Annotated in this window: 26 protein-coding genes; 20 read left to right on the plus strand and 6 right to left on the minus strand. The window is 71.7% G+C overall.

The window, feature by feature from the left end:
- The first annotated feature begins 7 nt into the window (after nt 1-7).
- From V8J39_RS01270 to arsH, 6 genes are all read left to right on the plus strand, one after another.
- Nucleotides 8-313 (plus strand): urease subunit beta, encoded by a 306-nt coding sequence (locus V8J39_RS01270; RefSeq protein ID WP_336459055.1) that lies wholly within the window; start codon nt 8-10, stop codon nt 311-313.
- Nucleotides 314-519: 206 nt separating this feature from the next.
- Nucleotides 520-864 (plus strand): hypothetical protein, encoded by a 345-nt coding sequence (locus V8J39_RS01275; protein ID WP_336459056.1) that lies wholly within the window; start codon nt 520-522, stop codon nt 862-864.
- 87 nt (nt 865-951) lie between these two features.
- Complete coding sequence (locus tag V8J39_RS01280) at nt 952-1,305, plus strand: GFA family protein (protein WP_336459057.1); 354 nt, start codon at nt 952-954, stop codon at nt 1,303-1,305.
- 179 nt (nt 1,306-1,484) lie between these two features.
- Entirely contained in the window at nt 1,485-2,555 is a 1,071-nt protein-coding gene (locus tag V8J39_RS01285) for a hypothetical protein (protein WP_336459058.1), read from the plus strand.
- A gap of 282 nt (nt 2,556-2,837) precedes the next feature.
- Nucleotides 2,838-4,547 (plus strand): urease subunit alpha, encoded by a 1,710-nt coding sequence (gene ureC / locus V8J39_RS01290; RefSeq protein ID WP_336459059.1) that lies wholly within the window; start codon nt 2,838-2,840, stop codon nt 4,545-4,547.
- A gap of 188 nt (nt 4,548-4,735) precedes the next feature.
- Nucleotides 4,736-5,449: an arsenical resistance protein ArsH gene (gene arsH / locus V8J39_RS01295; RefSeq protein WP_336459060.1), complete on the plus strand. Its 714-nt coding sequence runs from the start codon at nt 4,736-4,738 to the stop codon at nt 5,447-5,449.
- On the opposite strand, the gene V8J39_RS01300 is transcribed toward arsH, so the two are convergent.
- Nucleotides 5,450-6,628 (minus strand): alpha-D-ribose 1-methylphosphonate 5-triphosphate diphosphatase, encoded by a 1,179-nt coding sequence (locus tag V8J39_RS01300; protein ID WP_336459061.1) that lies wholly within the window; start codon nt 6,626-6,628, stop codon nt 5,450-5,452.
- Nucleotides 6,629-6,811: 183 nt separating this feature from the next.
- The gene (phnF, locus tag V8J39_RS01305) at nt 6,812-7,519 is read right to left on the minus strand and encodes a phosphonate metabolism transcriptional regulator PhnF (RefSeq protein WP_336459062.1); all 708 of its coding nucleotides are present in this window, start codon (nt 7,517-7,519) and stop codon (nt 6,812-6,814) included.
- A gap of 157 nt (nt 7,520-7,676) precedes the next feature.
- Between phnF and phnG the strand changes: the two genes are divergently transcribed.
- The 9 genes from phnG (at nt 7,677) to V8J39_RS01350 (ending at nt 14,664) form a co-directional block, all read left to right on the plus strand.
- A complete protein-coding gene (gene phnG, locus V8J39_RS01310) occupies nt 7,677-8,114 on the plus strand; it encodes a phosphonate C-P lyase system protein PhnG (RefSeq protein ID WP_336459063.1) in 438 nt (145 codons plus the stop codon).
- The gene (phnH, locus tag V8J39_RS01315) at nt 8,114-8,683 is read left to right on the plus strand and encodes a phosphonate C-P lyase system protein PhnH (RefSeq protein ID WP_336459064.1); all 570 of its coding nucleotides are present in this window, start codon (nt 8,114-8,116) and stop codon (nt 8,681-8,683) included. Before phnG ends, phnH begins: the two co-directional genes overlap by 1 nt.
- The gene (locus tag V8J39_RS01320) at nt 8,683-9,777 is read left to right on the plus strand and encodes a carbon-phosphorus lyase complex subunit PhnI (RefSeq protein ID WP_336459065.1); all 1,095 of its coding nucleotides are present in this window, start codon (nt 8,683-8,685) and stop codon (nt 9,775-9,777) included. Before phnH ends, V8J39_RS01320 begins: the two co-directional genes overlap by 1 nt.
- Nucleotides 9,774-10,388 carry an HAD family hydrolase gene (locus V8J39_RS01325; RefSeq protein ID WP_336459066.1) on the plus strand — a complete coding sequence of 205 codons (615 nt, stop codon included), beginning with the start codon at nt 9,774-9,776 and terminating at the stop codon, nt 10,386-10,388. Before V8J39_RS01320 ends, V8J39_RS01325 begins: the two co-directional genes overlap by 4 nt.
- The gene (locus V8J39_RS01330; RefSeq protein WP_336459067.1) at nt 10,385-11,287 is read left to right on the plus strand and encodes an alpha-D-ribose 1-methylphosphonate 5-phosphate C-P-lyase PhnJ; all 903 of its coding nucleotides are present in this window, start codon (nt 10,385-10,387) and stop codon (nt 11,285-11,287) included. The genes V8J39_RS01325 and V8J39_RS01330 overlap by 4 nt, the downstream gene beginning before the upstream one ends.
- Nucleotides 11,288-11,594: 307 nt before the next feature.
- Nucleotides 11,595-12,383, plus strand: a complete 789-nt coding sequence (phnK, locus tag V8J39_RS01335) for a phosphonate C-P lyase system protein PhnK (RefSeq protein WP_336459068.1) — start codon at nt 11,595-11,597, stop codon at nt 12,381-12,383.
- Between the two features lie 4 nt (nt 12,384-12,387).
- The gene (locus V8J39_RS01340; protein WP_336459069.1) at nt 12,388-13,338 is read left to right on the plus strand and encodes a magnesium transporter CorA family protein; all 951 of its coding nucleotides are present in this window, start codon (nt 12,388-12,390) and stop codon (nt 13,336-13,338) included.
- Between the two features lie 28 nt (nt 13,339-13,366).
- The gene (phnL, locus tag V8J39_RS01345; RefSeq protein ID WP_336459070.1) at nt 13,367-14,071 is read left to right on the plus strand and encodes a phosphonate C-P lyase system protein PhnL; all 705 of its coding nucleotides are present in this window, start codon (nt 13,367-13,369) and stop codon (nt 14,069-14,071) included.
- Nucleotides 14,072-14,121: 50 nt separating this feature from the next.
- Nucleotides 14,122-14,664 carry an AAA family ATPase gene (locus V8J39_RS01350; RefSeq protein ID WP_336459071.1) on the plus strand — a complete coding sequence of 181 codons (543 nt, stop codon included), beginning with the start codon at nt 14,122-14,124 and terminating at the stop codon, nt 14,662-14,664.
- On the opposite strand, the gene V8J39_RS01355 is transcribed toward V8J39_RS01350, so the two are convergent.
- Nucleotides 14,640-15,338, minus strand: coding sequence for a DUF1045 domain-containing protein (locus tag V8J39_RS01355; protein ID WP_336459072.1), 699 nt, complete (start codon nt 15,336-15,338; stop codon nt 14,640-14,642). The two genes, V8J39_RS01350 and V8J39_RS01355, sit on opposite strands and share 25 nt — an antisense overlap.
- A gap of 145 nt (nt 15,339-15,483) precedes the next feature.
- On the opposite strand from V8J39_RS01355, the gene V8J39_RS01360 reads away from it, so the two are divergent.
- Both V8J39_RS01360 and V8J39_RS01365 read left to right on the plus strand, forming a co-directional pair.
- Entirely contained in the window at nt 15,484-16,623 is a 1,140-nt protein-coding gene (locus V8J39_RS01360; protein WP_336459073.1) for an alpha-D-ribose 1-methylphosphonate 5-triphosphate diphosphatase, read from the plus strand.
- 128 nt (nt 16,624-16,751) lie between these two features.
- Complete coding sequence (locus V8J39_RS01365; RefSeq protein WP_336459074.1) at nt 16,752-17,666, plus strand: CehA/McbA family metallohydrolase; 915 nt, start codon at nt 16,752-16,754, stop codon at nt 17,664-17,666.
- A gap of 105 nt (nt 17,667-17,771) precedes the next feature.
- On the opposite strand, the gene phaZ is transcribed toward V8J39_RS01365, so the two are convergent.
- Nucleotides 17,772-19,049, minus strand: a complete 1,278-nt coding sequence (gene phaZ, locus V8J39_RS01370) for a polyhydroxyalkanoate depolymerase (protein ID WP_336459075.1) — start codon at nt 19,047-19,049, stop codon at nt 17,772-17,774.
- A 195-nt stretch (nt 19,050-19,244) separates the two neighbouring features.
- Between phaZ and V8J39_RS01375 the strand changes: the two genes are divergently transcribed.
- Complete coding sequence (locus tag V8J39_RS01375; RefSeq protein ID WP_336459076.1) at nt 19,245-21,089, plus strand: PHA/PHB synthase family protein; 1,845 nt, start codon at nt 19,245-19,247, stop codon at nt 21,087-21,089.
- On the opposite strand, the gene V8J39_RS01380 is transcribed toward V8J39_RS01375, so the two are convergent.
- Nucleotides 21,062-21,274 carry a hypothetical protein gene (locus tag V8J39_RS01380; RefSeq protein WP_336459077.1) on the minus strand — a complete coding sequence of 71 codons (213 nt, stop codon included), beginning with the start codon at nt 21,272-21,274 and terminating at the stop codon, nt 21,062-21,064. The genes V8J39_RS01375 and V8J39_RS01380 overlap by 28 nt on opposite strands.
- A 140-nt stretch (nt 21,275-21,414) precedes the next feature.
- Between V8J39_RS01380 and V8J39_RS01385 the strand changes: the two genes are divergently transcribed.
- Together V8J39_RS01385 and phaR are read left to right on the plus strand one after the other, a co-directional pair.
- A complete protein-coding gene (locus V8J39_RS01385) occupies nt 21,415-21,867 on the plus strand; it encodes a Phasin (RefSeq protein ID WP_336459078.1) in 453 nt (150 codons plus the stop codon).
- A 353-nt stretch (nt 21,868-22,220) separates the two neighbouring features.
- The gene (phaR, locus tag V8J39_RS01390; RefSeq protein ID WP_336459079.1) at nt 22,221-22,796 is read left to right on the plus strand and encodes a polyhydroxyalkanoate synthesis repressor PhaR; all 576 of its coding nucleotides are present in this window, start codon (nt 22,221-22,223) and stop codon (nt 22,794-22,796) included.
- Nucleotides 22,797-23,115: 319 nt separating this feature from the next.
- On the opposite strand, the gene V8J39_RS01395 is transcribed toward phaR, so the two are convergent.
- A complete protein-coding gene (locus V8J39_RS01395) occupies nt 23,116-24,483 on the minus strand; it encodes an aminotransferase (protein WP_336459080.1) in 1,368 nt (455 codons plus the stop codon).
- Nucleotides 24,484-24,489: the final 6 nt, after the last annotated feature.

Consider the following 24,489-nt stretch of genomic DNA (forward strand, 5'->3'; position numbering starts at 1 on the left):
GCGCCCGATGATCCCCGGAGAGGTCTTCCCCGCCGCAGGCGAGATCGAGCTGAATGCCGGCCGCGAGGTCGTCACCCTGATCGTGGCCAACACCGGCGACCGCCCGATCCAGGTCGGCAGCCACTACCATTTCGCCGAGACGAATGCCGGGCTGTCCTTCGACCGGGACGCCGCGCGGGGCATGCGGCTCGACATCGCCGCGGGCACCGCGGTGCGGTTCGAACCCGGCCAGTCGCGCGAGGTGCGGCTGGTGCCCTATGCCGGCGCCCGCAAGGTGTTCGGATTCAACCAGAAGGTCATGGGCGCGCTCTGATCCGTCCTGACCCCGGTGCCCCGGTGGCGGCTTCCCCGGGGGGCCGCCGGACCCTTTCGCAGCGGCCTCGCCCCCCGGGCGGGGCCGTTCGCGTCTTGACGCCGCGCCGCGGCGATAGTCTCCTCGCGACTGCAGAAAGCCTGCCGGGCTGCGGGACCCTACGGGGCCGGGCGGGCGTTCATCCCTGCAACCGAAAGGAGACCGGCATGGCCCGCAACGCTTTCCCGATCCAGACTTTCTCGCAGATGAGTCCCTTCGCCCCGTATTTCATCGGCCTCGACCTGTGGCGAATCGGCGTAGAGTCGCAGGCGGTGATCGCCATGCGCACGCTGGGGATGATGGGCCTGTGGGCGACCCGCCCGGCCGAGGTGACGCGCATGGTGCAGGAAAAGCCGGTGGCGGCCTTCGCCGCCTGGCAGGCCGCAAGCCTCGCGATGATGCGCGGCGCGGGGCTCGAGGCGACGACCCGGGCGGCGCTGCGCCCGGTCGGGAAGCGGACGGGATCGAACATGCGCCGGCTGGCGCGGCTCGGTCCCGGGATCTGTGGCTGAGACGGATGTGACCGCCGCCGTGCCGGACCGGCCCCGCCGGGGTCGCGGCCGTGCGGCACCACCACCACGGGCAAGAGGAGGCGTGCGATGACGACCTACACCGGCGGCTGCCACTGCGGCGCGGTCCGCTACAGCGTCGAGATCGGCGATCTGGGCAAGCCGGTCGCGTGCAACTGCTCGCGCTGCCAGAAGCTTGGCGCGCTGCTGGCCTTCGTGCCCCGGACCGCCTTCACCCTCGAGCAGGGCGCCGAGCGGCTGACGGACTACCGCTTCGCCTCGGGGCGGATCGCCCATCTCTTCTGCCGCGACTGCGGCATCGAGAGCTTTGCCTACGGCGCCATGCCCGACGGCACCGAGATCGCCGCCATCAACGTCAACTGCCTCGACGGGGTCGAGGCCCGGACGATCGAGACCACGTTCCACGACGGCCGCGCCGCCTGACCGGCGCCGCCCGCCGCCATGCCGACCCCGCATGCCCCGCGCATGCAGACCCGACCCCGCATGCGGATCGCATGCAGACCTGAAGCCGCATGCGATCCGCTTGCAGACCTGAAGCCGCATGCGCACCGCATGCCGATCCAAGACCAGCTACCAACCGGCACTTCCTAAGGAGACTTCCGATGGACATGACCAAGGCCTGGACGACGACGCCGCTCGACATCTGGCACAGCCAGGTCGCGCTCTGGCAGGAGATGATGGAAACGCAGATGCGCTTCTGTTCGGACATGATCGCGCTGACGCTCGGGCTGGCCTCGCAGACGGTGGACCAGCACCTCGCGATGGCCGGCGACATCGCAGAGGCCACGACCGAGCGCATGACCGGCCGCATCGGCGCCGCCACCGGCGAGCTTGCCGCCGCCACCTCGGCGATGACCGGCATCGCCGAGCGCTTCAGCGCCCGGGTGACGCCGCTGATGACGCCCCCCGGCGGCGCCGCGCGCGCGCCCGGCGGCATGGGCATGGCGATGGGCAGCGCGATGACCTCGGCACTGACCGGCGGGGCGGGGGTGGCCGAGGCCACGACCCGGGCCGCCGGCCGCGTCGCGACCGAGGCGCTGGGCCTTGCCGGCGCCTCGAGCCTTGCCGCGCGCAAGATGGCGGGCGGCACCGCGGTGCTGGCCGAGCCGCCGCTGGCCGCGATGACCGCCGCCGCCGCCGCGGGCGGCGAGGCGGCGGCCGGAAAGGTCGCCGAGACGGTGGCGGCGATGCCCGCCATGACGGCCCCGATGCCCAGTCCAGTGCCCACCCCCGTGCCAGCGATGACCGCCAAGGCCGCCGGCGCGGCGCAGGCCGCGACCGAGGAGATCGCCAAAGCGGCGACATCGGCGGCGAAGACGGCCACCGAGGCCGGCGCGAGCGCGACGAAGGTTGCCGCCGAGGGCGCGACCGCGGTCGCCAAGACCGCCGCCAACGCCGCCGCCGAAACCACCGGCGCCGCCGCCAAGGCCGCCGCCGAAACGGCGAAAGCCGCGCCAGCCGTGGCGCCAGTGGCCAAGCCTGGGCCCGAGATTGCGCCCGAGCCTGTGGCCAAGGCCACCGCGCCGGTGACCCCGGCCGCCACTCCAGCGCCCCCCGCGGCAGAGGCGAAACCCGCCCCGGCGCCCGCCAAGCCCGCGGCCCGCGCGCCGGCCAAGCCCGCGGCGCGCCCGGCGCCGAAACCCGCGGCCAAGCGCGGCGATACCCCGGTCTGACCGGGCCACCCGGGGGACCCGATGCTGTGACGCAGCGCCCCGAACCGGGGCCCTGAAACGGCAGGCAGAATGGCGGCCGACACGGCGATCCGGCCCGGTCCGCCGCCACGATCCCGGGGGCCGCTCCCGCGGCCCCGACACGACCCGCGCGGCCGCTGCCCAAAATCCGGGCAGCGGCCGCGCCGGCCCCGGCCCGGGCGCCGCCGCGCGGCGCGCACGTGTTTGACTTCGCCCCGCCCCGCAGGCGACAACGGACCGGCAAAGACCCCGGAGGCCCTGCCGATGCCCGCGAAGATTTCCCGCGCCACCTATGCCGACATGTACGGCCCCACCACCGGCGACCGGCTGCGCCTGGGCGACACCGAGATCATTATCGAGGTCGAGCGCGACCTGACCACCTATGGCGAAGAGGTGAAGTTCGGCGGCGGCAAGGTGATCCGCGACGGCATGGGCCAAAGCCAGGCGACCCGGGCCGAGGGCGCGGTCGACACCGTGATCACCAACGCGCTGATCCTCGACCATTCCGGCATCTACAAGGCCGATGTCGGCCTCAGGGGCGGGCGGATCCACAAGATCGGCAAGGCCGGCAACCCCGACACCCAGCCCGGCGTCGACATCATCATCGGCCCCGGCACCGAGGCGATCGCGGGCGAGGGGCGGATCCTGACCGCGGGCGGCATGGACGCCCACATCCACTTCATCGCGCCCCAGCAGATCGACGACGCGCTGCATTCGGGGATCACCACGATGCTCGGCGGCGGCACCGGCCCCGCGCATGGCACGCTCGCCACCACCTGCACGCCCGGCCCCTGGCACATCGCGCGGATGCTGCAGGCGCTCGACGGCTTCCCGATGAACTTCGGCCTGTCGGGCAAGGGCAACGCCTCGCGCCCCGAGGCGCTGGTCGAGATGGTCGCGGCCGGCGCCTGCGCGCTGAAGCTGCACGAGGACTGGGGCACCACCCCCGGCGCCATCGACTGCTGCCTGTCGGTCGCCGACGACATGGACGTGCAGGTGATGATCCACACCGACACGCTCAACGAATCGGGCTTCGTCGAAAACACGCTCGCCGCGATGAAGGGCCGCACGATCCACGCCTTCCACACCGAGGGCGCGGGCGGCGGGCACGCGCCCGACATCATGAAGGTGGTCAGCTCGCAGAACGTGCTGCCCTCGTCGACCAACCCGACGATGCCCTACACACGCAACACGCTGGAAGAGCATCTGGACATGCTGATGGTCTGCCATCACCTCGACAAGTCGATCCCCGAGGACGTGGCCTTCGCCGAAAGCCGGATCCGCAAGGAGACGATCGCGGCCGAGGACATCCTGCACGACATGGGCGCCTTCTCGATCCTGTCCTCGGACAGCCAGGCGATGGGCCGCGTGGGCGAGGTCGTGACCCGCACCTGGCAGACCGCGCACAAGATGAAGGTCCAGCGGGGCAGGCTTTCGGACGAGACCGGCGACAACGACAACGTCCGCGCCAAGCGCTACGTCGCGAAATACACGATCAACCCCGCGATCGCGCACGGGATCAGCCACGAGGTCGGCTCGATCGCCGAGGGCAAGCGCGCCGACCTCGTGCTGTGGAACCCCGCCTTCTTCGGCGCCAAGCCCGAGATGGTGCTGGTGTCGGGCACGATCGTCGTGGCGCAGATGGGCGATCCGAACGCCTCGATCCCGACGCCGCAGCCGGTCTACACCCGGCCGATGTTCGGCGCCTTCGGCCGCTCGGTCGCGCATTCCGGCGCGCTCTTCGTCTCGGCCGCGGCCGAGGCGGCGGGGATCCGCGGCAGCTACGGGCTGAGCAAGGAGGTGCTGGCGGTGAAGAACACCCGCACCGTCACCAAGTCCGACATGGTCCACAACGCGGCCACGCCCGCGATCGAGGTGAACCCCGAGACCTACGAGGTGCGGGCCGACGGCGAGCTGCTGACCTGCGAGCCGGCGACCGAGCTGCCGCTGGCGCAGCGGTATTTCCTGTACTGACAGGGCCGGACCAGGCCGGGCCCTCCCGGATGCCTCCGGCGGGGATATTTGGGCAAAGTCGAACCGGGGGCGTGCGGCGCGGTGGGCGGCGCCTCCGGCAGGAGTGTCCGGGCCAAGCCGACAGGGCGGGTGCTGGACCTTGCGGGACGTTTCGAGTAATTTCGAAATGTTCTGACCCGGAGGCCCCGATGACCGATCTGCCCGCGCTCGATCCCGCGCATTTCCGCCCGCTCGACCCGGCGGCGCTGCTGCCCGCCGCGCGGCGCACGGACCCGGTGCGGATCCTGCTGCTGTACGGCTCGTTGCGGGCGCGCAGCTTCTCGCGGCTGGCGGCGGAGGAGGCGGCGCGGATCCTGCAGGCCTTCGGCGCCGAGACGCGGATCTTCGATCCCGCGGGCCTGCCGCTGCCCGACGGCGCGCCGGTCGACCATCCGAAGGTGGCCGAGCTGCGCGGGCTGGTGGAATGGTCGGACGGCATGGTGTGGTCGAGCCCCGAGCGGCACGGCGCGATGACCGGGATCCTGAAGGCGCAGATCGACTGGATCCCGCTGAGCATCGGCGCGGTGCGGCCGACGCAGGGCAAGACGCTGGCGGTGATGCAGGTCAACGGCGGCTCGCAAAGCTTCAACGCCGTCAACCAGCTGCGCATCCTCGGGCGCTGGATGCGGCTGCTGACGATCCCCAACCAGTCCTCGGTGCCGAAGGCCTTCCAGGAATTCGACGAGGCCGGCCGGATGCGGCCCTCGCCCTTTTACGACCGCATCGTCGACGTTATGGAGGAGCTGGTGCGGTTCACCTGGCTGACCCGCGACATCCGCGAGCATCTCGTCGACCGCTATTCCGAGCGCAAGGAAACCGCCGAGGCGCTGATGGCGCGGGTCAACCAGGCGGCCGCGACCTGATCACTCGGCCGCCAGCCGCAGCGCCTGCGGCTGGGCCAGGAACCGCGCGCCCGCCTCGCCCGAGAGCCAGGTCAGCCGCCCGCCGCAGATCGTCGCCTCGACCGCGCGGGTCGCGGCGTTGAGGATGGTCACGTCGGCGCGCCGGCCCGGGTCCAGCCGGCCGCGGTCGGGCAGGCGCAGGATCTCGGCCGGGCGGGTCGAGATCATCGCCCAGGCCTCGGGCAGGGTCTTCAGCCCGTGGTCGACCAGCCGCCAGGCCGCCTGCACCAGCGCCGGGTAATAGTAGTCCGACACCAGCGCGTCGCACAGCCCCGCCTCGATCAGGTCGCTGGCCGCGATGTTGCCGGCCTGGCTCGCGCCGCGCACCACGTTCGGCGCCCCCATCAGCACCGGGTCGTTCATCGCCTTCGCCGCCGCCGCCGCCGTGCGCCCGGTCGGGAATTCCGCGATCCGCGCCCCGATCATCGAGAACCGCTCGCGCGTGTCGCCATCGGGATCGTCATGGCTGCCGTAGACCACGCCCAGCCGGTCGAAGGCCTCGGCCAGCCCGCACAGGTGCCGCGGCACCTCGCGCGCGCGCGCCGCCGCCGCCGCGACCGCGCGGCCATGCGCCTCGGGCGAGCGGCCGAGCCGGCGCGCCCAGGCCGCGAATTCGTCCACCGCGCCGGCCTGCAGTTCCAGCGCCTCGGGCAGGTGGTTGTTGAACACGACATAGCCGACCCGGTGCCGCTCGACCGCCGCGACCAGCCGCTCGGCCGAGCCCACCATGTGCGTCTCGGCCCGGATCTGGACCCGAAGGTCGGTCAGCTGCACCGGCCGCAGCGCGTCGAGCGCGGCCAGCAGGTGTTCGCAGGCCTCGGGGCCGCGATGTCCGCCCTCCCAGCTCCAGCCCTGCGCCAGATAGGCCGTCGTCACCCCGTTCGCCGCCGCCTCGCGGTCGGCCGATGCCAGCCCCTGCACGATGTCGAAGGCGGCGGTGGGCCGCGGCGCGATGTGGCGCTCGAAGGCGTCGCCGTGCAGGTCGACGATCCCGGGCATCAGCAGGAAGCCGGTCATGTCGACCTCGGGCAGCGGACCGCGGGTGATGCGCCCGGCCTCGATCGCGAGGCTGCGGCGCTGCATCGCGCCGTCGCGCAGGATCTCGGCGCCGGTCAGGCGCAGGGGCGGCAGAAGGGACATGGCGCGGGTCTCGGGCTGGCTGCTCGGGGCGGGTCGGGGGTGCGGAGGGCTTGCTTTGACGTCGGGATAGCCCGGTTGTGTGTCGGCGGTGTGAAGCCCGCCCGCGCCGTCGTCGCGCAGGGCCGTGCCCCTGCCGTGCCCCCGCCGTGCCCCTGCTGTCGGGCGATCGACACCGCTGCGCCGTCACGCCTCGGGCGTCACCGTCAGCGTCACCCGGTCGCCGGCAAAGACCGTGCGGCCGTATTCGACCGGCCGGCCGTCGGGGCCCACGTTCACGCTGACCGTGCGCAGCAGCGGGTCGCCCTCGCGCAGGCGCAGGTGCCCGGCCGCGATCGCATCGGCCCGCACCGCCGTCAGCCGGGTCTCGGCCCGGGTGTAGTCGGCGATGCCCACCGCCGCCAGCGCCTCGGTGATCGAGGGATGCGCCGCCAGCGCCGACTCGAGCCCCGGCAGCGCCGGAAACGACGAGCGGAACAGCGCCAGCGGCTGGCCGTCGATCATCGAGATGCCGTCGAGCACCAGCACCACCGTGCCCGCCGGCACCTCTAGCGCCGCCGCCTCGCGCGGGTCGGCGGGCCGGGCGGCCAGCGACAGCGTCTCGCGCCCCGCCGTGCGCCCCGAGGCCGCCAGGTTCTGGCGCAGCCGCGTGCGCCGCCCGACCGGATAGTCGACGGGCCGCGCCGCCACGAACACCCCCGCGCCGCGGCGCGCATGCACCAGCCCCGCCGCGGCCAGCTCGGCCAGCGCCCGGCGCACCGTGTGGCGGTTCACCCCGAACCGCGCCGACAGCTCGGCCTCGGTCGGCAGCTTCTCGCCCGGCGGGAAATGACCCGAGCCGATCTCGGCCGTCAGCGTCTCGCGGATCGCGGACCACAGCGCGGTGCGGGGCATGGGCAACTCCTGTCATCAGAACTTCACGCGAAACCGCACGGTGCGGGGTTGGCGACTCGGGGCCGCCTGCGCTAGGTGTTGTCTAGTTGTATAGCAAACTCGACAACCCCGGCAAGATGTCGGGTCAGGAAAGGGCGAGGCGATGGGGGATGCGGCGATGATCGCGGACCGGCAGGCCTGGATGGGGCTTCTGGCGCGGGCCGAGCCGTCGCGGCTGGCGGCGGCGCTGGGCGCGATGGAGGCGCTGCCGGGCCACGACTGGCTGCGCGCGCCCGAAATCGGGGCGGCGATGGTGCGCGGCCGGATCGGCGGGCAGGGCGCGGCCTTCAACCTGGGCGAGATGACGGTGACGCGCTGCGCGCTGCGGCTGGCGACGGGCGAGGTCGGCCATGCCTATGTCCAGGGCCGCGACCGCGAGCATGCGGCGCGCGCGGCGCTGGTCGATGCGCTGATGCAGGGCCCCCGCGCGCCCGAGGCCGAGGCCGCGGTGCTGGCGCCGCTGCGCGCCGCCGCCGCCGCCGCCGCGCGCGACCGGGCCGAGAAGGCCGCGGCGACGCGGGTCGAGTTCTTCACGCTGCAGCGGGGCGAGGACTGATGGACGCGCAGACCCTCACTGGCGGCTTCGCCGATCCCGCCCGCGACGCCGCCCGGGCGTTTCGAGAGATCCTCGAGGCGATGGCGCGGCCCGGCACGATCCGCACCCTCGCGGGGGCGGCACCGCCCGCGGGCCTCTCGCCCGCTGCCGGCGCGGCGCTTCTGGTGCTGGCCGACCGCACGACGCCGGTCCATCTTGCCCCCGGCCATGACGGGCCCGCGATCCGCGACTGGCTTGCGTTCCACACCGGCGCGCCGGTGGTGGCGGCCGGGCAGGCGCGCTTCGCGCTGGGCGGCTGGGCCGCGCTCGGGCCGCTCGACCGCTATGCCCCGGGCGTGGCGGCCTATCCCGACCGCTCGGCCACGCTGATCGTCGAGATGGACGCGCTTAGGCCCGAGGGGGCGCGGCTGACCGGGCCGGGGATCGAGACCGAGGCGCGGCTGTCGCTGCCCGAGGTCGCGGCCTTCCGCGCGAATGCGGCGCGGTTCCCGCTGGGGCTGGATTTCCTGTTCACCGCCGGCCGCCGCCTTGCGGCGCTGCCGCGCACGACCAAGGTGGAGGCCGGCTGATGTATGTCGCCGTCAAGGGTGGCGAGCGCGCCATCGACAACGCCCATGCCTGGCTGGCCGAAGAGCGTCGCGGCGATCCCGCGCTGCCCGAGCTGTCGGTCGCGCAGATCGAGGCGCAGATGACGCTCGCCGTGAACCGGGTGATGGCCGAGGGGTCGCTGTACGACCGCGGGCTTGCGGCGCTGGCGATCAAGCAGGCGCGCGGCGACCTGATCGAGGCGGTGTTCCTGATCCGCGCCTATCGCACCACGCTGCCGCGCTTCGGCGCCTCGCGCCCGGTCGAGACCGGCGCCATGGCCTGCAGCCGCCGGATCTCGGCCACGTTCAAGGACGCGCCGGGCGGGCAGGTGCTGGGCCCGACCTTCGACTATACCCACCGGCTTCTGGACTTCGCGCTTGCGGCCGAGGGCGCGCCGCCGCCGCCCGCCGCCGCCCGCGCCGAGACCGCGCCGGCCGCCGTCCCGCACATCCTGTCCTTCCTCGACGACGAGGGGCTGATCGAGCGCGAGCCGCCGAGCGCGGCCGCGCCGCGCGACCTGACGCGCGAGCCGATGGAACTGCCGGCGGACCGCGCGCTGCGCCTGCAGGCGCTGACGCGCGGCGACGAGGGCTTCGTGCTGGGATTGGCCTATTCCACGCAGCGCGGATATGCGCGCGGACATGCCTTCGTGGGCGAGCTGCGCATCGGAACCTGTTCCGTGGAAATGGAAATCCCCGAACTCGGCTTCGCGGTCGAGATCGGCGAGGTCGAGCTGACGGAATGCGAGACCGTGAACCAGTTCAAGGGATCGAAGTCGGAACCGGCCCAATTCACAAGGGGTTACGGCCTGACCTTCGCGCAGACCGAGAGGAAGGCGATCTCGATGGCGCTCGTCGACCGCGCCCTGCGCTGGAACGAGCTTGGCGAGGACTTCGTCGGCGCGCCCGCCCAGGACGAGGAATTCGTGCTGATGCATTGCGACTCGATCCAGGCCACGGGTTTTCTCGAACACATCAAGTTGCCGCACTACGTCGATTTCCAGTCCGAGATGGAGCTGGTGCGCCGGATGCGGGCCGAGGCCGCGATGGCCAACAGGAAGGATGCCGCCGAATGACCGACCAGACCCCGATCGACACCATCGTCTTCGACATCGGCAACGTGCTGGTGCACTGGGACGCGATCGCCGCCTATGAAGAGCGGCTGGGATCGCGCGCGGCGGTGCAGGCCTTCTTCGACCGCATCGACTTCGCCGCCCGCAACCTGCGCGGCGACGCGGGCGAGACCTTCGCCGAGGTCTCGGCAGGGATCGACGACCCCGACGACGCCGCGCTGCTGGCCGAGTACCCGGCGCTGTACGCCCGCACCATCGCCCGGCCGATCGAGGGCACCTGGGCGCTGATGGAGCGGCTGCGCGCGCGCGGCCACGCGATCCACGGCATCACCAACTGGTCGGCCGAGACCTGGCCGGTGGGGGTCGAGACCCATCCGCGGCTGGCCCGGTGCTTCGGCACCGTCGTCGTCTCGGGGCAGGAACGGGTGATCAAGCCCGACGCCCGGATCTTCGCCATCCTGTGCACCCGCGCCGGCGTCGCACCCGAGCGGTGCCTGTTCGTCGACGACAGCGCGGCGAATGTCGCGGGCGCCCGCGCCGCCGGGATGGCGGCGCACCACTTCACCACGCCCGAGGCGCTCGAGGCCGATCTGGTCGCGCGGGGGCTGCTGTGAGGGACCTGGCCCCCGAGGCGCCGGCCGCGGGCGCGCCCTATACCTTCGCCTATCTCGACGAGGAGACGAAGCGGATGATCCGCCGGGCGCTGCTGAAGGCGCTGGCGATCCCCGGCTATCAGGTGCCCTTCGCCAGCCGCGAGATGCCGATGCCCTATGGCTGGGGCACCGGCGGCGTGCAGGTGACCGCCGCCTGCCTCGTGCCCGAGGACCGGCTGAAGGTGATCGACCAGGGCGCCGACGACACCACCAACGCGGTGTCGATCCGCAAGTTCTTCCAGCGCACCGCCGGGGTGGCGGTGACCGAGGACACCGCCGCCGCGAGCCTGATCCAGACCCGCCACCGCATCCCCGAGGCGCCGCTGGCCGCGGGCCAGATCCTGGTCTACCAGGTGCCGATCCCCGAGCCGTTGCGCTTCCTCGAGCCGCGCGAGACCGAGACGCGCAAGATGCACGAGCTGGAGGACTACGGTCTGATGCACGTCAAGCTCTACGAGGACATCGCCCGCCATGGCGAGATCTCGACCGCCTATGCCTATCCGGTGAAGGTCGAGGGGCGCTATGTGATGGACCCCTCGCCGATCCCGAAGTTCGACAACCCCAAGCTGTCGCGCAATGCCGCGATCCAGCTGTTCGGCGCCGGGCGCGAGCAGCGGATCTATGCGCTGCCGCCCTGGACCGAAGTGGTGAGCCTGGATTTCGAGGACCATCCCTTCGTGGCCTCGAAGGCCGATCACGACTGCGACCTGTGCGGCGCGGGCGAGAGCTATCTCGACGAGGTGATCACCGACGATGCGGGCGGGCGGATGTTCGTCTGTTCCGACACCGACTTCTGCGCACGGCGGCGCGCGGCGGGGCACCTGGGCCCGATGGCGGCGCGGGCGGAGGGGGCGGCATGAGCCCGGCGTTGGCACGGGCCGGGGCGGGATCTCTGCCTGCCCGGGCGGCGGTCGGGCGTGGGGCGGTCGCCGTGGATATTTGGACAAAGTCGAACGGGGGGCGCGGCGCGCCTGCCCGGGCGGCGGGCGGGCGGGGGGCGGTCGCCTTGGATATTTTTGCCAAGGCGAAACGGGGGGGCGGCGCGCCTGCCGGGGCCGGGGCTGGGGCGGGGGCGGCGCGGGGGGCGGTCGACGTGGATCTTTGGACAGGCTCGACCGGGGGGCGCGGCGCCGTCGGGATCGGCGGGCGGCGGATGGAGGGCGGGCGATGAGCACGGGAACGGGAACGGGGCCGCTGCTGCGGGTCGAGGGGATCGAGAAGCGCTATGGCGCGCGCATCGGCTGCACCGGGGTGAGCTTCGATCTCTGGCCCGGCGAGGTGATGGGGATCGTGGGCGAGAGCGGGTCGGGCAAGTCGACGCTGCTGTCGTGCCTGGCCGGGCACATGGCGCCCGATGCGGGGCGGGTGATCTTCGACACCCGCGACGCCGGGCCCGTCGACACCGTCACCCTGTCCGAGCCGGCGCGGCGGATGCTGGCGCGCACCGACTGGGCCTTCGTGCACCAGAACGCCCGCGACGGGCTGCGCATGGGCGTCTCGGCCGGCGGCAATGTCGGCGAGCGGCTGATGGCGGTGGGCGCGCGCCACTACGGCGCGATCCGGGCCGAGGCGGTCGACTGGCTGGGCCGGGTCGAGATCGCGGCGGAGCGGGTGGACGACCGGCCCTCGGCCTTCTCGGGCGGGATGCAGCAGCGGCTGCAGATCGCGCGCAACCTGGTGACCGGGCCGCGGCTGGTGTTCATGGACGAGCCGACGGGCGGGCTCGACGTCTCGGTCCAGGCGCGGCTTCTGGACCTGATCCGGGGCCTCGTGCGGCGGCTGGGGCTGTCGGCGATCGTGGTCACGCACGACCTGGCGGTGGTGCGGCTGCTGGCCGACCGGCTGATGGTGATGAAGGGCGGGCGCGTCGTCGAGACCGGTTTGACCGACCAGGTGCTTGACGATCCGCAGCATGGCTATACGCAGCTTCTGGTCTCTTCCCAGCTGCAGGTCTGATCCGATGCTTTATGCCTATGTCCGGGGCCCCAAGGGCCTTGCCCCCCAGCCGCAGGGCGCGCCGCTTGCCGAGGCGCTGTGGATCGACCTCTACCGCCCGCAGCGCGAGCAGCTGGCCGCGGTCGGGGCGCTGGGGGTCGAGGTGCCGACGCTGGCGGACATGGAGGAGATCGAGATCTCGAACCGGCTCTATCGCGAGGAGGGGGTCGACTACCTGACCGTGGTGCTGACCGGGGCCGACCTCGAGAAGCGCCAGACCTCGGGGCCGGTGACCTTCATCCTCGACGGCCAGCGGCTGATCACCGTGCGCCACCACGCGCCGCGGCCCTTCGAGACCTTCCCCGAGCGCGCCGGGCGCACGAGCGCGGGCTGCGGCTCGCCGCACCGGGTGTTCATGGGGCTGGTCGAGGAATGCGTGAGCCGGGCGGCGGACATCCTCGAGGGGGTGGGGCGGGGTCTCGACGCGGTGTCGGTCACGGTCCTTGGCAACGAGGGCGGGCGCGCCAAGCAGCTGCAGAAGGCGCTCGCCGACATCGCGCGGCTGGGCGAGACGGTGGGGCGGGTGCGGTTGGCGCTGCTGACGCTCGAGCGGGCGCTGAGCTTCTTCGGCGCGCTCGACCATGCGCAGGGGATGGAGGTGCGCGGCCTGGTGAAGGCCGAGATGCGCGACATCCAGGCGCTGGCGGTGCATGCCGATTTCCTGGCCGGGCGGGTGAGCTTTGCCACCGACGCGACGCTGGGCATGATCAACCTCGAGCAGAACGCCACGGTCAGGATCCTGTCGGTGGTGGCGGCGCTGTTCCTGCCGCCGACGCTGATCGCCTCGGTCTACGGCATGAACTTCGCCAACATGCCCGAGCTGTCGCAGCCCTGGGGCTATCCCTTCGCGCTGGCGCTGATGGCGGGGTCGGTCGGGGCGACATGGATCTTCTTCAAGCTGAAGCACTGGCTGTGAGGGCCGGGGAAAGAAAGAGAGTGACACGATGACCGAGGCCGCGATCGCGCTTTCGGGGGTGGGCAAGACCTTCACCCTGCACGACCAGACCGGCGCGGGGCCGGCGACGGAGATCCCGGTGATGGCGGGCGCGACGCTGTCGGTCGCGGCCGGCGAATGCGTGGGGTTGGTGGGCGCCTCGGGCGCGGGCAAGTCGACGCTGATGCGGATGGTCTGGGGCAACTACCTGGCGGCCTGCGGCTCGATCCGGGTCTGCGGCACCGAGCTGGTGGGCGCGGCCCCGCGCACGGTCCTGGCGCTGCGCCGCGAGCGGTTGGGCTATGTCAGCCAGTTCCTGCGCGTGGTGCCGCGGGTGCCGGTGCTGGACGTGGTGGCCGAGCCGCTGATGGCGGCGGGGGCGGATGACGCGGCGGCGCGCGCGGCGGCGGCGGCGCTGCTGGCGCGGCTCAACATCCCCGAGCGGCTCTGGGGCCTGTCGCCCACCACCTTCTCGGGCGGCGAGCAGCAGCGGGTGAACATCGCGCGCGGCTTCGTGCGGCCGGTCCCGGCGCTGCTGCTGGACGAGCCGACGGCAAGTCTCGACGCGGCCAACCGCGAGGTGGTGCTGGCGCTGATCGACGAGGCCAAGGCCCGCGGCTGCGCGATCCTGGGGATCTTCCACGACGAGGTCGCGCGCGCGCGCGTCTGCGACCGGCTGGTCGACGTCACCGGCTTCGCGCCGCGGGTGCAATGAGCGTGCCCCCCAGGATGCCCCCCAGAATACCCCCCGCGACGCCCCCCACGATGCCGCCCGTCTTCGCCGTGGTCGGCCCCTCGGGGGCGGGCAAGGACACGCTGCTGGCGGCGCTGGTCGCGGCGCGGCCCGGGCTGCGGGTGCTGCGCCGGGTCATCACCCGCCCCGAGGCCGCGGGCGGCGAGCCGTTCGAGGGGGTGGACGCGGCCGAATTCGCGCGCCGCCGCGCCGCTGGGGCCTTCGCGCTCGACTGGCAGGCGCATGGGCTGAGCTATGGCATCCCGCGCCTGCCGCCCGGCGCGGAGCCGGTGCTGTTCAACGGCTCGCGCGCGATGCTGGCCGAGGCGGCGCGGGTGTTCCCGGGGCTGCGGGTGCTGCTGGTGACGGCGCCGCCCGCCGTGCTGGCCGAGCGCCTGGCCGCGCGCGGCCGCGAGAGCCGCGCGCAGATCGCGGCCCGGCTTGCGCGCGCGGGCGGCTACCCGATGCCCGAGGGCCTGCCGGTCAGCCCCATCGACAACGGCGGCGCGCTGGACGCGGCCGTCGCCGCGGCGCTGGACGCGATCGCGCCTCAGCCCGCCGGGCAGAGGGGGTAGCGATGCAGGATGTGGAAGCGGCCGTCCTCGGCCTCGCCGAACAGGCAGATGTCCTCGATCTCGAGCGGGCGCGGCAGGTAGGGCGCGATCTCGGGCTCGAGTGCCACGGCCACCGCCTCGGCCTCGGCCTCGTCGGCCAGCGCGCCGGTGAGGGTCAGGTGAAAGCGGAACTCGTCCATCACGTAGGGATAGCCCCAGCGGTCCAGCAGCGCCTTCTGCCCCGGGTTCAGCCGGGCGGCGTGGCGGCGCAGGATGTCCTCGGTCGTCAGGGGCGCGCGCCAGGGGTCGAGTTCGCGCACCAGCGTCGCGGCCAGCGCCGCCAGCCCCGCGGTGTCGCCCTCGGGCACCAGCGCCAGGAACCGGCCGAGCCGCGCGAGGCGCAGCCCCTGCAGCCGCACCGGCGCGAGGCCCGCGGCCAGCCGCTCGACCGCGGCGCACAGCCGCGCCGGATCGGCGCCGTCGACCAGACGGAACGGCGGCTTCAGCGTGCCGTGGAAGCCGTATTTGCGCGGCGTGTCGGTCAGCTCGGCCACCGGCTGCGGCAGGCCCGGCAGCGCGGGATGGGCGCGTTCGCGCCCGGCGGCGGCATCCCAGCCCAGCCAGCGGGCGGTGAAATCGGCCAGGTCACCCGCCGGCGGGGCCCAGTACACGGCATATCTTCGGAAGTCGTTCATCTCGCGCTCGATAGCGGGCCCGTGTCACACGGATGTGACGCGAAATCCCATGAGGCCGGCCTTTCTCCCCGGACGCCGGCATCGTCCGCAGTCTCTCCTTCTCCCGCTCCCGACAGTGGCGCGGCCATCCCCCAAGGACCAGCCCATGACTGAGACCATTCTCGCAAATGCCCGCCTCGTGCTGCCGGAAGACACGGTTTCGGGGGGGCTGTGCCTGCGCGACGGGCGGATCGCCGACATCTTCGAGGGCGGCGCGATTCCCGAAGGCGCCTTGGACTGCGGCGGCGACTTTCTCGCCCCCGGGTTGATCGAGCTGCACACCGACAACCTGGAACGCCACATCCAGCCCCGCCCGGGCGTCGACTGGCCCCATGCCGCCGCCATCGTCGCCCATGACGCCGAGCTGGCGGGCTGCGGCATCACGACGGTCTTCGACGCGATGCGCGTGGGCTCGATCCCCGACAAGGCCGGCGGCTACGCGAAATACGCCCGCGGCCTTGCCTCGGAACTGGCCGCGATCCGCGCGCGCGGCGCGCTGCGCATCACCCACCGGCTGCACCTGCGCGCCGAGGTCTGTTCCGAGACGCTCGCGGCCGAGCTGGCCGAGTTCGGCGCCGACGACCAGGTCGGCATCGTCAGCCTGATGGACCACACCCCCGGCCAGCGCCAGTTCCGCGACATCGCCAAGCTGGAGCAGTACGTGCGCGGCAAGCGCGGCCTGTCCGAGGCCGAGTTCGCCGACCACGTCACCCGCCTGCGGTCGCTGCGCGACACCTACGGCGCGCTGCACGAGGCCGCGGCGGTCGACTGCGCGCGCGCGCTTGGCGCGACGCTGGCCAGCCATGACGACACCACCGCGGGCCATGTCGCGACCTCGGCCGCCTACGGCATCCGGCTGGCGGAATTCCCCACCACGCTCGAGGCGGCCGCGGCCTGCCGCGCCGCGGGCATCGCGGTGATGATGGGGGCGCCGAACCTGATCCGGGGCGGGTCGCACAGCGGCAACGTCGCCGCGCGCGACCTGGCCGAGGCGGGGCTGCTGGATGTCGTCTCGTCGGACTACGTGCCGGCGGCGCTCTTGTCGGCGGCGGTGCTGCTGGGCGACCTGTGGGACGACCTGCCGCGCGGGCTGGCCACGGTGACCGCGGCCCCCGCCGCGGCGACGGGCCTGGCCGATCGCGGTCGCATCGCGCCCGGCCTGCGCGCCGACCTGATCCGCTTCGCCCGGATCGAGGGCACGCCGGTGATGCGCGAGACCTGGGTGGCGGGCCGGCGCGTCGCCTGACCCCGTCGCCGTGGCCCGACCATCCCCGGGGGCGGCCGTTCGGGTCGTCACCGGTCCGAGAACCGGTCGGCGGCGGGGCAGGCGGCCCCCCCCCACCGTGACCCCGCCATCGTAACTGGGAGTGTCCCATGGATCCGTTCACCGCCCCCGGCCTCTGGCTGCGCGGCAACCTGCACTGCCATTCCGACCGGTCCGACGGTGCGCTGCCGCCGGCCGAGGTCTGCGCCCGCTATGCCGCCGCAGGCTATGACTTCATCGCTTTGACCGACCATTTCGTCGGCCGCTTCGGCTATCCGGTCACCGACACCGCGGGGCAGCGCGGCAACGGCTTCACCACGCTTCTCGGGGCCGAGCTGCATTCGGGCGCGATGGCGAACGGCGAGCTTTGGCACCTGCTGGCGGTCGGGCTTCCGGCCGATTTCGCGCCCTCGCTGTCGCCGGACTTCCAGCCGGTCCCCGGGCAGGAGAGCGCGGCCGCCCTGGCCGCGCGCGCCCGTGCCGCCGGCGCCTTCGTCGCGATCGCGCATCCGCACTGGTCGGGCCTGTCCGAGGCCGATGCCGCGGCGGTGACGGCGGCGCATGCGGTCGAGGTCTACAACCACGGCTGCGCCGTCGACTGCGACCGCGGCGAGGGCTTCGTCTGCGCCGAGGCGCTGCTGAACGCGGGCCGCCGCGTCACGCTGGTCGCGACCGACGACGCGCATTTCCACACGCCCGACCATTTCGGCGGCTGGGTGATGGTCAAGGCGCCCGAGGCCACGCCCGAGGCGATCCTGGCGGCGCTGCGGCAGGGCGCGTTCTACGCGAGCCAGGGCCCCGAGATCCGGGCGCTGGCGATCGAGGACGGGGCGGTCGTGCTGGAGAGTTCGCCCGCCGCGGTGGTGATCCTTGCAGGGCAGGGCGTGGCGACCGAAAGCCTGCGCGCCGAGGGCGGCACCGCCTGGCGGCTGCCGATCGGCCGGCTTGCCGCCAGCCCCTGGCTGCGGGTCACGGTGGTGGATGCCGACGGGCGGCGCGCCTGGTCGAACCCGCTCTGGCGCTGACCGGCGCGCCGCGGGCGCCGCGGCGGCGCGGCGCGCGCCGCGCCCGGGACGTCCGGCGGGGCGGGGCGAAGGGCCGCCGCCGCGCCCCCGGGCGCGGGCCGGCCGTCAGACGGCGCGGATCGCGGGCTTGCCGCGCCGCGTCGGGCGCGAGGCGCCCGAGTTGCGGTCGATGAAGTCGAGCACCAGCGGCCGGATGTTGTTGCGCCAGGACTTGCCGGCGAAGATGCCGTAATGCCCGGCGCCCGGCTCGAGGTGGCTGTCCTTCTTGCTGTCGGGCAGCCCGGTGCAGAGATCGAGCGCGGCGAGGCACTGGCCGGGGGCCGAGATGTCGTCGTTCTCGCCCTCGACGATCATCACCGCGACATCGGTGATCTTGCCGATGTCGATCTGCTTGTGGCCGATGGTGAAGACGTTGCGCGCGATCACGCGGCGCTTGAACACCCGCTCGACCGTCGAGAGGTAGAATTCGGCCGGCATGTCCATCACGGCGAGGTATTCGTCGTAGAACTTGTTGTGGCGGTCGGCATCCGAAGCCTCGCCCTTGGACGAGGCGATGACCTGGTCGAAGAAGGCCTTGGCATGGGTCTCCATGTTCATGGAGATGAAGCTTTGCAGCTGCAGCAGCCCCGGATAGACCAGCCGGCCGGCGCCGCGGTACTTGAAGCCGACGCGCTGGACCATCGACTGTTCGAGCTGGCCCATGGTGATGCGGCGGCCGAAGTCGGTGACCTCGGTCTCTTTCGCGGCCGGGTCGATCGGGCCGCCGATCAGGGTCATGGTGCGCGGCTGCGCGGCGGGGTCCTGCTCGGCCAGATAGGCGACGGCGGCGAGGGTCAGCGGCGCGGGCTGGCAGACGGCGATGACGTTGGTGTCCGGCCCCAGCGCCTTCATGAAGTCGACGAGGTACATCGTGTAGTCCTCGATGTCGAACTTCCCGGCCGAGACGGGGATGTCGCGGGCATTGTGCCAGTCGGTGATGTAGACCTCGGCCTCGGCCAGCAGCGACACCACGGTCGAGCGCAGCAGCGTGGCGTAATGGCCCGACATCGGCGCGACCAGCAGCACCTTGCGCGGGCGCTGGCTGCGGCCGACGGCGCGGAAGTGGATCAGGCTGCCGAAGGGCTTGTCGACGACGGTGTCGATGGCGATCGGGTGGTCGCGCCCGTCCTCGCCCACGACCGAGGGGATGCCCCAGTCGGGCTTGACGATCATGCGCGAGAAGCTGCGCTCGGTCACGTCGCCCCAGGCGGCCATGACGTTGAACCAGGGCGCGGGCGAAAGGCCCCAGGCCGGGTAGGAGGCGAAGGCCCGCGCGGTCGCCCCCAGCCATTCGTTGGTGTTGCGCGCGGATTCCATCATGTCGTAGGTGTACATGAACTTCATGGCATCTCCTGCAAGCCGGGGGCGCGTCCGCGGTGTTCAGCCCGGACGCCGGCCGTGTCGATATACGCTTCCCTTGTCGGACAGGCTACGCTGCTTTCGTACCGCAGCGCAGCAAAAGATCCGGCAAACTCCCCGCTTTTCCCCCCCGGCAAGCGGCGCTAAGTTCTTTTTGAAGGATAGGGGGGATGCCTTTCCATGACAACCGGCACGGCAGGCGGCAAGGCGAATGACACTGGCAGGGACGGCGGGGATGCCGGCGGGCGCGACAAGTCGCCCGAGCTGCGGCTTCTGGAGGAGAACATCGCCCGGCTCGAGGGCCTGGGCGAGCGCCTGCAGAAGGCGATGTCGCACAAGCGCCCGGTCAACCCGGCGCTGGAAGGGCCGGGGGGCGATCTCTACTACAAGACCGCGGCCGCCTGGATGACCGAGGCGATGGGCCACCCCGGCCGGATCATCGAGGGACAGGTCGGCTATTGGGGCAAGGCGCTCAAGCACTATGCCGAGGCGCAGCACCAGCTGATCTCGGGCCGCTTCTCGCCGCCCGAGGACCGCGGCCCCGCCGACAAGCGCTTTGCCAACCCGCTGTGGGACAGCCACCCCTGGTTCAACTGGGTCAAGCAGCAATACATGATCTCGTCCGAGGCGATGACCAAGGCGGTCGAGGCGCTGGACGGGCTGTCGGGCAAGGACCGCAAGCGGGCCGAGTTCTTCACCCGGCAGATCGTCGACATGATGGCGCCGACGAACTTCCTTGCGACCAATCCCGACGTGCTCGAGCGCGCGATCGCCACCAACGGCGAAAGCCTCGTGCAGGGGATGGAGAACCTCGTGCGCGACATCGAGGCCAACCACGGCGACCTTCTGGTGACGCTGTCGGACCCCTCGGCCTTCTCGGTCGGCGGCAACATCGGCACCACGCCCGGCGCGGTGGTCCACCGCAACCGGCTGTTCGAGCTGATCCAGTACGCGCCCGCGACCGACAAGGTGCACCGCACGCCGCTGATCATGTTCCCGCCCTGGATCAACAAGTTCTACATCCTCGACCTGGGGGTGAAGAAGAGCTTCGTGAAATGGGTGGTCGAGCAGGGCTTCACCCTGTTCGTGGTCAGCTGGCGCAACCCGGATGCGAGCTATGCCGAGACCGGGCTCGAGGACTATGTGACCGAGGGATATCTCGAGGCGATCGAGGCGGTGAAGCGCATCACCGGCGAGCCCAAGGTCAACGTGATCGGCTATTGCATCGCCGGCACGACGCTGGCGCTGACGCTGGGGCTGATGAAGAAGCGCCGCGACCGCTCGGTCGCGTCCGCGACCTTCTTCACCACGCTCACCGACTTCTCGGACCAGGGCGAGTTCGTGCCCTTCCTCGACGACGATTTCGTCGACGGGATCGAGAAGCAGTGCGAGCGCGACGGCTATCTGTCGCGCTATTTCATGACGCGGACCTTCTCGTTCCTGCGCTCGAACGAGCTGATCTGGCAGCCGGCGATCAAGAGCTACCTGATGGGCGAGAAGCCCCCGGCCTTCGACCTGCTGTACTGGAACGGCGACGGCACCAACCTGCCGGCGAAGATGGCGGTCGACTACCTGCGGATGCTGTGCCAGCAGAACCGGCTGGCCGAGGAGGGCTATCCGCTGGCGGGCGAGACCATCACCCTGGGCGACCTGACGGTGCCGCTGTTCGCCGTCGCCTGCGAGACAGACCACATCGCGGCCTGGCAGGCGAGCTTTGGCGGCATCGCGCAGGCCGGGTCGAAGGACAAGCGCTTCCTGCTGTCGGAATCGGGCCATATCGCCGGGATCGTGAACCCGCCGGGGCGCGACAAGTACGGGTACTGGAGTTCGGACGAGCCGGTGGCGGGGGACCCCGCGGACTGGAAGGCCGCGGCCGAGTTCACCCGCGGCAGCTGGTGGCCGGCCTGGGGCCGGTGGCTGGCCGCGCGGTCGGGCCCGATGGTGCCCGCGCGCGATCCCGCCGCGGCCGGACCGATTCTGGCGCCGGCGCCCGGAACCTACGTGACCGAGGTCGTCGTGGCCTGACCTTGGCGGCGCGCGACCGGCCCGACGCCGGGCCGGTCTTTGCGTCGATCGGGCATAACGCGCCGCTTGCGGCCCGGCTGTGCATCTGCGCACGATTGCCGCAGGGTTTTGCTGAAAAAAATGCAGTTGCGGAAGATTTCCTCTGCATTGCGGCAGAAATCCATTGCAATGCTGCGGTGCAGCAACTACCTTTCTTCTCAACGGGGGGGACGGCAGCAGGCGCTGCCCGGCTGGAACGAACCGGCAATGCACACCCCCGGTCCCAGCGCGACGATTAGCAGTTTGTCAGTCACGACCAGACCCTCCGAGGAGAGAGAAAGTGAAAATGGCTAAGACGCAGGATTTCACCAAGGTTATGCAGGACATGGCGGCGGCCTTCCCGATGGATGCCACCGCGATGCAGGGCGCCTTCAAGACCCAGGCCGCGCTCGCCGAGAAGATGGCGAAGGTCGCGCTTGAGGCTGCGGAGAAATCCACCGAGATCTCGGCGAAATGGACCAAGGACACCCTGTCCAAGATGTCCATGCTGACCTCGGCCAAGGACGAGCCCACTGAATACAGCAAGGCGATGACCGAATTCGCCTCGTCGGCGGCCGAGATGACCGCCGAGAACCTCGCGGCCTTCGCCGAAGTGGCGAAGAAGGTGCAGATGGAAACGGTCGAGCTGATGCTCGCCGCCGGCAAGGACTTCTCGGAGGACGCGACCGCGGCCGTGAAGAAGGCCACCGCCGACGTGACCTCGGCCGCCAAGAAGGCCAGCGCCACCGCCGCCAAGTGAGTGGCTGCCGGCCCGCGTGGCCGGCTCCGACCGATCCCCTGCGGCCCGGTGCCGCCGGGGCGCTTCCTCCCCGGCGGACCCGGCCAACGGGTCCTCGACGACTGACGAAGGCGCGGGCGTTGGTTCTCTCCTCCCTGCCGATGTCCGTGAGTCTGGGGGGCGGGTGAAACCCGCCCCCGTCTTTCCAGGACTTCCTCTCTGGCGGTGCCGCGCTGCGGCGACCCCGGGCCACCCGCTTCGCTGCGCAGAAAAAAGCGCGGCGAATTTTGTTGTGTCGCAGCATCAAGCGGGCTTAATCTTTTCCGGACAGTGATAATTTCACGCAGTGCACCTGCACGCCGGGGGAGGATGCCGTGGCCGAGGCCCAGAAACCGCTGCTGATCAAGCGCTATGCGAGCCGCCGTCTCTACAATACGGAGACCAGCGACTACGTGACGCTCGAGGATATCTCGGGCTTCATCCGCGAGGGGCGCGAGGTTCAGATCGTCGACCTGAAGTCGGGCGACGACCTGACCAGACAGTACCTGCTGCAGATCATCGCCGAACACGAGAGCCGCGGCGAGAACGTGCTGCCGGTCGACGTGCTGACCGATCTGGTGCGCAGCTACACCACCCAGGCGCAGAGCGTGGTGCCCCAGTTCCTGGCGATGTCCTTCGAGATGCTGCGCGAGGGGCAGGAGAAGATGCTGTCGAACATGCAGAACATGCCCGGCATGTCGACGATGCCGAACCCGATGGCGGCGATGCCCGGCTTCGACGCGCTGACCCGCCAGCAGCAGAGCTTCCTGAAGACGATGATGGGCGGCTGGGGGCTTCCCTCGGGCTCGTCCGGGCCCGAGCCCGAGACCTCGGCCGCGACCGAGAAGGAAGAGCTTGCGCAGATCAAGAAGCAGCTGGCCGAGCTGCAGTCGAAGCTCTCCAAGCTCTGAGCGCCCGCGCGCGAGGAGGGAGGGAGCCTCCGGCGGGGATATTTGAGCAAAGTCGAGACAGGCGCCGCGTCCTTCGGGGGGCGGCGTTTTCGTGTCGGCAGAGGGCGTGGCGCGGGCCGTGGCGGGCCGCCGGTCTGCCGGCAAGGCGCCCGGGACGGGCTTGCTCGGGGGGGGCGTGGGTGCCGTGCTGGGGGGGCGGGCCGCGCGGCGAGGTCCCCTGCGGGGGCCGGGCGCGGTGGGCATCGTGGGCGCGGCCTGTAATGGTACCTGTGCCGGGGCCCGGGGGCCCCGGCGACGGGCGGGTCAGGCGACGGGCAGGTCAGGCGACCTCGGCGAAGACCTTCTTCAGCGCGGTCTCCAGCTTTTCGAACATCTCGTCCATCTGCGCCTCGGTGGTGATGAACGGCGGGCAGAGCACGATCGACTGCCCGAGCGGGCGGCAGATCAGCCCGAGGTCGGTGCAGCTGTTGGCGATGCGCTCGGAGACCGAGAGCGTGCCGGGGAAGGGGGTCTTGGTCGCCTTGTCGGCCACCGCCTCGAGCGCGCCCATCAGCCCCTTGCCGCGCCACTCGCCGATGTTGGGGTTCTTGGCGAGTTCGGCGAGGCCGGCCTCGAACCGCGGCGTCAGGTCGCGCACGCGCTGGCCGAGGCCCTCGTTCATCACCAGGTCGATGGCCTTGAGCGCGATGGCGCAGCCGACCGGGTGACCCGAGGCGGTGAAGCCGTGCGGGAATTCCTCGATCGCCTCGGACGCCGCCTGCACCCGGGTGGCGAGGTCGCCGCCAAGGATCACCGCGCCCATCGGGAAATAGCCCGCCGTCAGCACCTTGGACGAGATGATCGCGTCGGGGACGAAGTCGTAGGTCTCGCAGCCCCAGGTGTTGCCGGTGCGCCCGAAGCCGCAGATCACCTCGTCCGAGACCAGCGGGATGTCGTATTTCTTCAGGATCGGGGCGATGGCCTGGAAATAGCCCGCCGAGGGCGGGATCACCCCGCCCGCGCCCATCACCGGTTCGGCGAAGAAGCCCGCGATCGTGTCGGCGCCTTCCTTGATGATCGTGGCCTCCAGCTCGGCCGCCATGCGGGCGGTGAAGGCGGCCTCGGTCTCGCCGGGCTTGCCGTTGCGCCAGTAGTGCGGGCAGGTCAGGTGCAGGAAGCCGGGCAGCGGCAGGCCGAAGACCGCGTTGTAGGGCTTGCCGGTCATCGAGGCCGAGACGGCGGTCACGCCGTGGTAGCCGTTGACGCGGGTCAGGATCTTGCGCTTCTGCGGCTTGCCTTCGGCGGCGTGCAGGAACCACAGGATCTTGACCATGGTGTCGTTCGCCTCGGAGCCCGAGTTGGTGTAGAACACCTTGCCGGTGTCGAAGGGCGAGACCTCGACAAGCTTTTCGGACAGCATCACGGTCTGGTCGGACATCCGCCCGAAGAAGGCGTGATAGCCGGGGAAGCGGTCGTACTGGGCCTTGGCGGCTTCGGCCAGGCCCTTGTGGTCGAAGCCCGCGATCATGTTCCACAGGCCCGAATTCGCGTCGAAATAGCGCTTGCCGTGGACGTCTACGACATAGGGCCCTTCGCCGTGGGTCAGCACCACCGCGCCGCGGTCGTGGATCGTGGGCAGGTCGGTGAAGCCGTAGAGCGAATAGTCGTCGGCCCGCGTTTCCCAGCTGTTCGGGGCATCGTCGCGCATGATCGG

This window comes from Frigidibacter sp. MR17.24, assembly GCF_037095655.1.
Taxonomy (GTDB): domain Bacteria; phylum Pseudomonadota; class Alphaproteobacteria; order Rhodobacterales; family Rhodobacteraceae; genus Frigidibacter.

Excerpts from the sequence above, each read along its gene's own strand:
- V8J39_RS01270 (WP_336459055.1), top strand. The coding sequence starts at position 8 with ATGATCCCCGGAGAGGTCTTCCCCGCCGCAGGCGAGATCGAGCTGAAT.
- V8J39_RS01275 (WP_336459056.1), top strand. The coding sequence starts at position 520 with ATGGCCCGCAACGCTTTCCCGATCCAGACTTTCTCGCAGATGAGTCCC.
- V8J39_RS01280 (WP_336459057.1), top strand. The coding sequence starts at position 952 with ATGACGACCTACACCGGCGGCTGCCACTGCGGCGCGGTCCGCTACAGC.
- V8J39_RS01285 (WP_336459058.1), top strand. The coding sequence starts at position 1,485 with ATGGACATGACCAAGGCCTGGACGACGACGCCGCTCGACATCTGGCAC.
- ureC (WP_336459059.1), top strand. The coding sequence starts at position 2,838 with ATGCCCGCGAAGATTTCCCGCGCCACCTATGCCGACATGTACGGCCCC.
- arsH (WP_336459060.1), top strand. The coding sequence starts at position 4,736 with ATGACCGATCTGCCCGCGCTCGATCCCGCGCATTTCCGCCCGCTCGAC.
- V8J39_RS01300 (WP_336459061.1), bottom strand. The coding sequence starts at position 6,628 with ATGTCCCTTCTGCCGCCCCTGCGCCTGACCGGCGCCGAGATCCTGCGC.
- phnF (WP_336459062.1), bottom strand. The coding sequence starts at position 7,519 with ATGCCCCGCACCGCGCTGTGGTCCGCGATCCGCGAGACGCTGACGGCC.
- phnG (WP_336459063.1), top strand. The coding sequence starts at position 7,677 with ATGATCGCGGACCGGCAGGCCTGGATGGGGCTTCTGGCGCGGGCCGAG.
- phnH (WP_336459064.1), top strand. The coding sequence starts at position 8,114 with ATGGACGCGCAGACCCTCACTGGCGGCTTCGCCGATCCCGCCCGCGAC.
- V8J39_RS01320 (WP_336459065.1), top strand. The coding sequence starts at position 8,683 with ATGTATGTCGCCGTCAAGGGTGGCGAGCGCGCCATCGACAACGCCCAT.
- V8J39_RS01325 (WP_336459066.1), top strand. The coding sequence starts at position 9,774 with ATGACCGACCAGACCCCGATCGACACCATCGTCTTCGACATCGGCAAC.
- phnK (WP_336459068.1), top strand. The coding sequence starts at position 11,595 with ATGAGCACGGGAACGGGAACGGGGCCGCTGCTGCGGGTCGAGGGGATC.
- V8J39_RS01340 (WP_336459069.1), top strand. The coding sequence starts at position 12,388 with ATGCTTTATGCCTATGTCCGGGGCCCCAAGGGCCTTGCCCCCCAGCCG.
- phnL (WP_336459070.1), top strand. The coding sequence starts at position 13,367 with ATGACCGAGGCCGCGATCGCGCTTTCGGGGGTGGGCAAGACCTTCACC.
- V8J39_RS01350 (WP_336459071.1), top strand. The coding sequence starts at position 14,122 with ATGCCGCCCGTCTTCGCCGTGGTCGGCCCCTCGGGGGCGGGCAAGGAC.
- V8J39_RS01355 (WP_336459072.1), bottom strand. The coding sequence starts at position 15,338 with ATGAACGACTTCCGAAGATATGCCGTGTACTGGGCCCCGCCGGCGGGT.
- V8J39_RS01360 (WP_336459073.1), top strand. The coding sequence starts at position 15,484 with ATGACTGAGACCATTCTCGCAAATGCCCGCCTCGTGCTGCCGGAAGAC.
- V8J39_RS01365 (WP_336459074.1), top strand. The coding sequence starts at position 16,752 with ATGGATCCGTTCACCGCCCCCGGCCTCTGGCTGCGCGGCAACCTGCAC.
- phaZ (WP_336459075.1), bottom strand. The coding sequence starts at position 19,049 with ATGAAGTTCATGTACACCTACGACATGATGGAATCCGCGCGCAACACC.
- V8J39_RS01375 (WP_336459076.1), top strand. The coding sequence starts at position 19,245 with ATGACAACCGGCACGGCAGGCGGCAAGGCGAATGACACTGGCAGGGAC.
- V8J39_RS01385 (WP_336459078.1), top strand. The coding sequence starts at position 21,415 with ATGGCTAAGACGCAGGATTTCACCAAGGTTATGCAGGACATGGCGGCG.
- V8J39_RS01395 (WP_336459080.1), bottom strand. The coding sequence starts at position 24,483 with ATGCGCGACGATGCCCCGAACAGCTGGGAAACGCGGGCCGACGACTAT.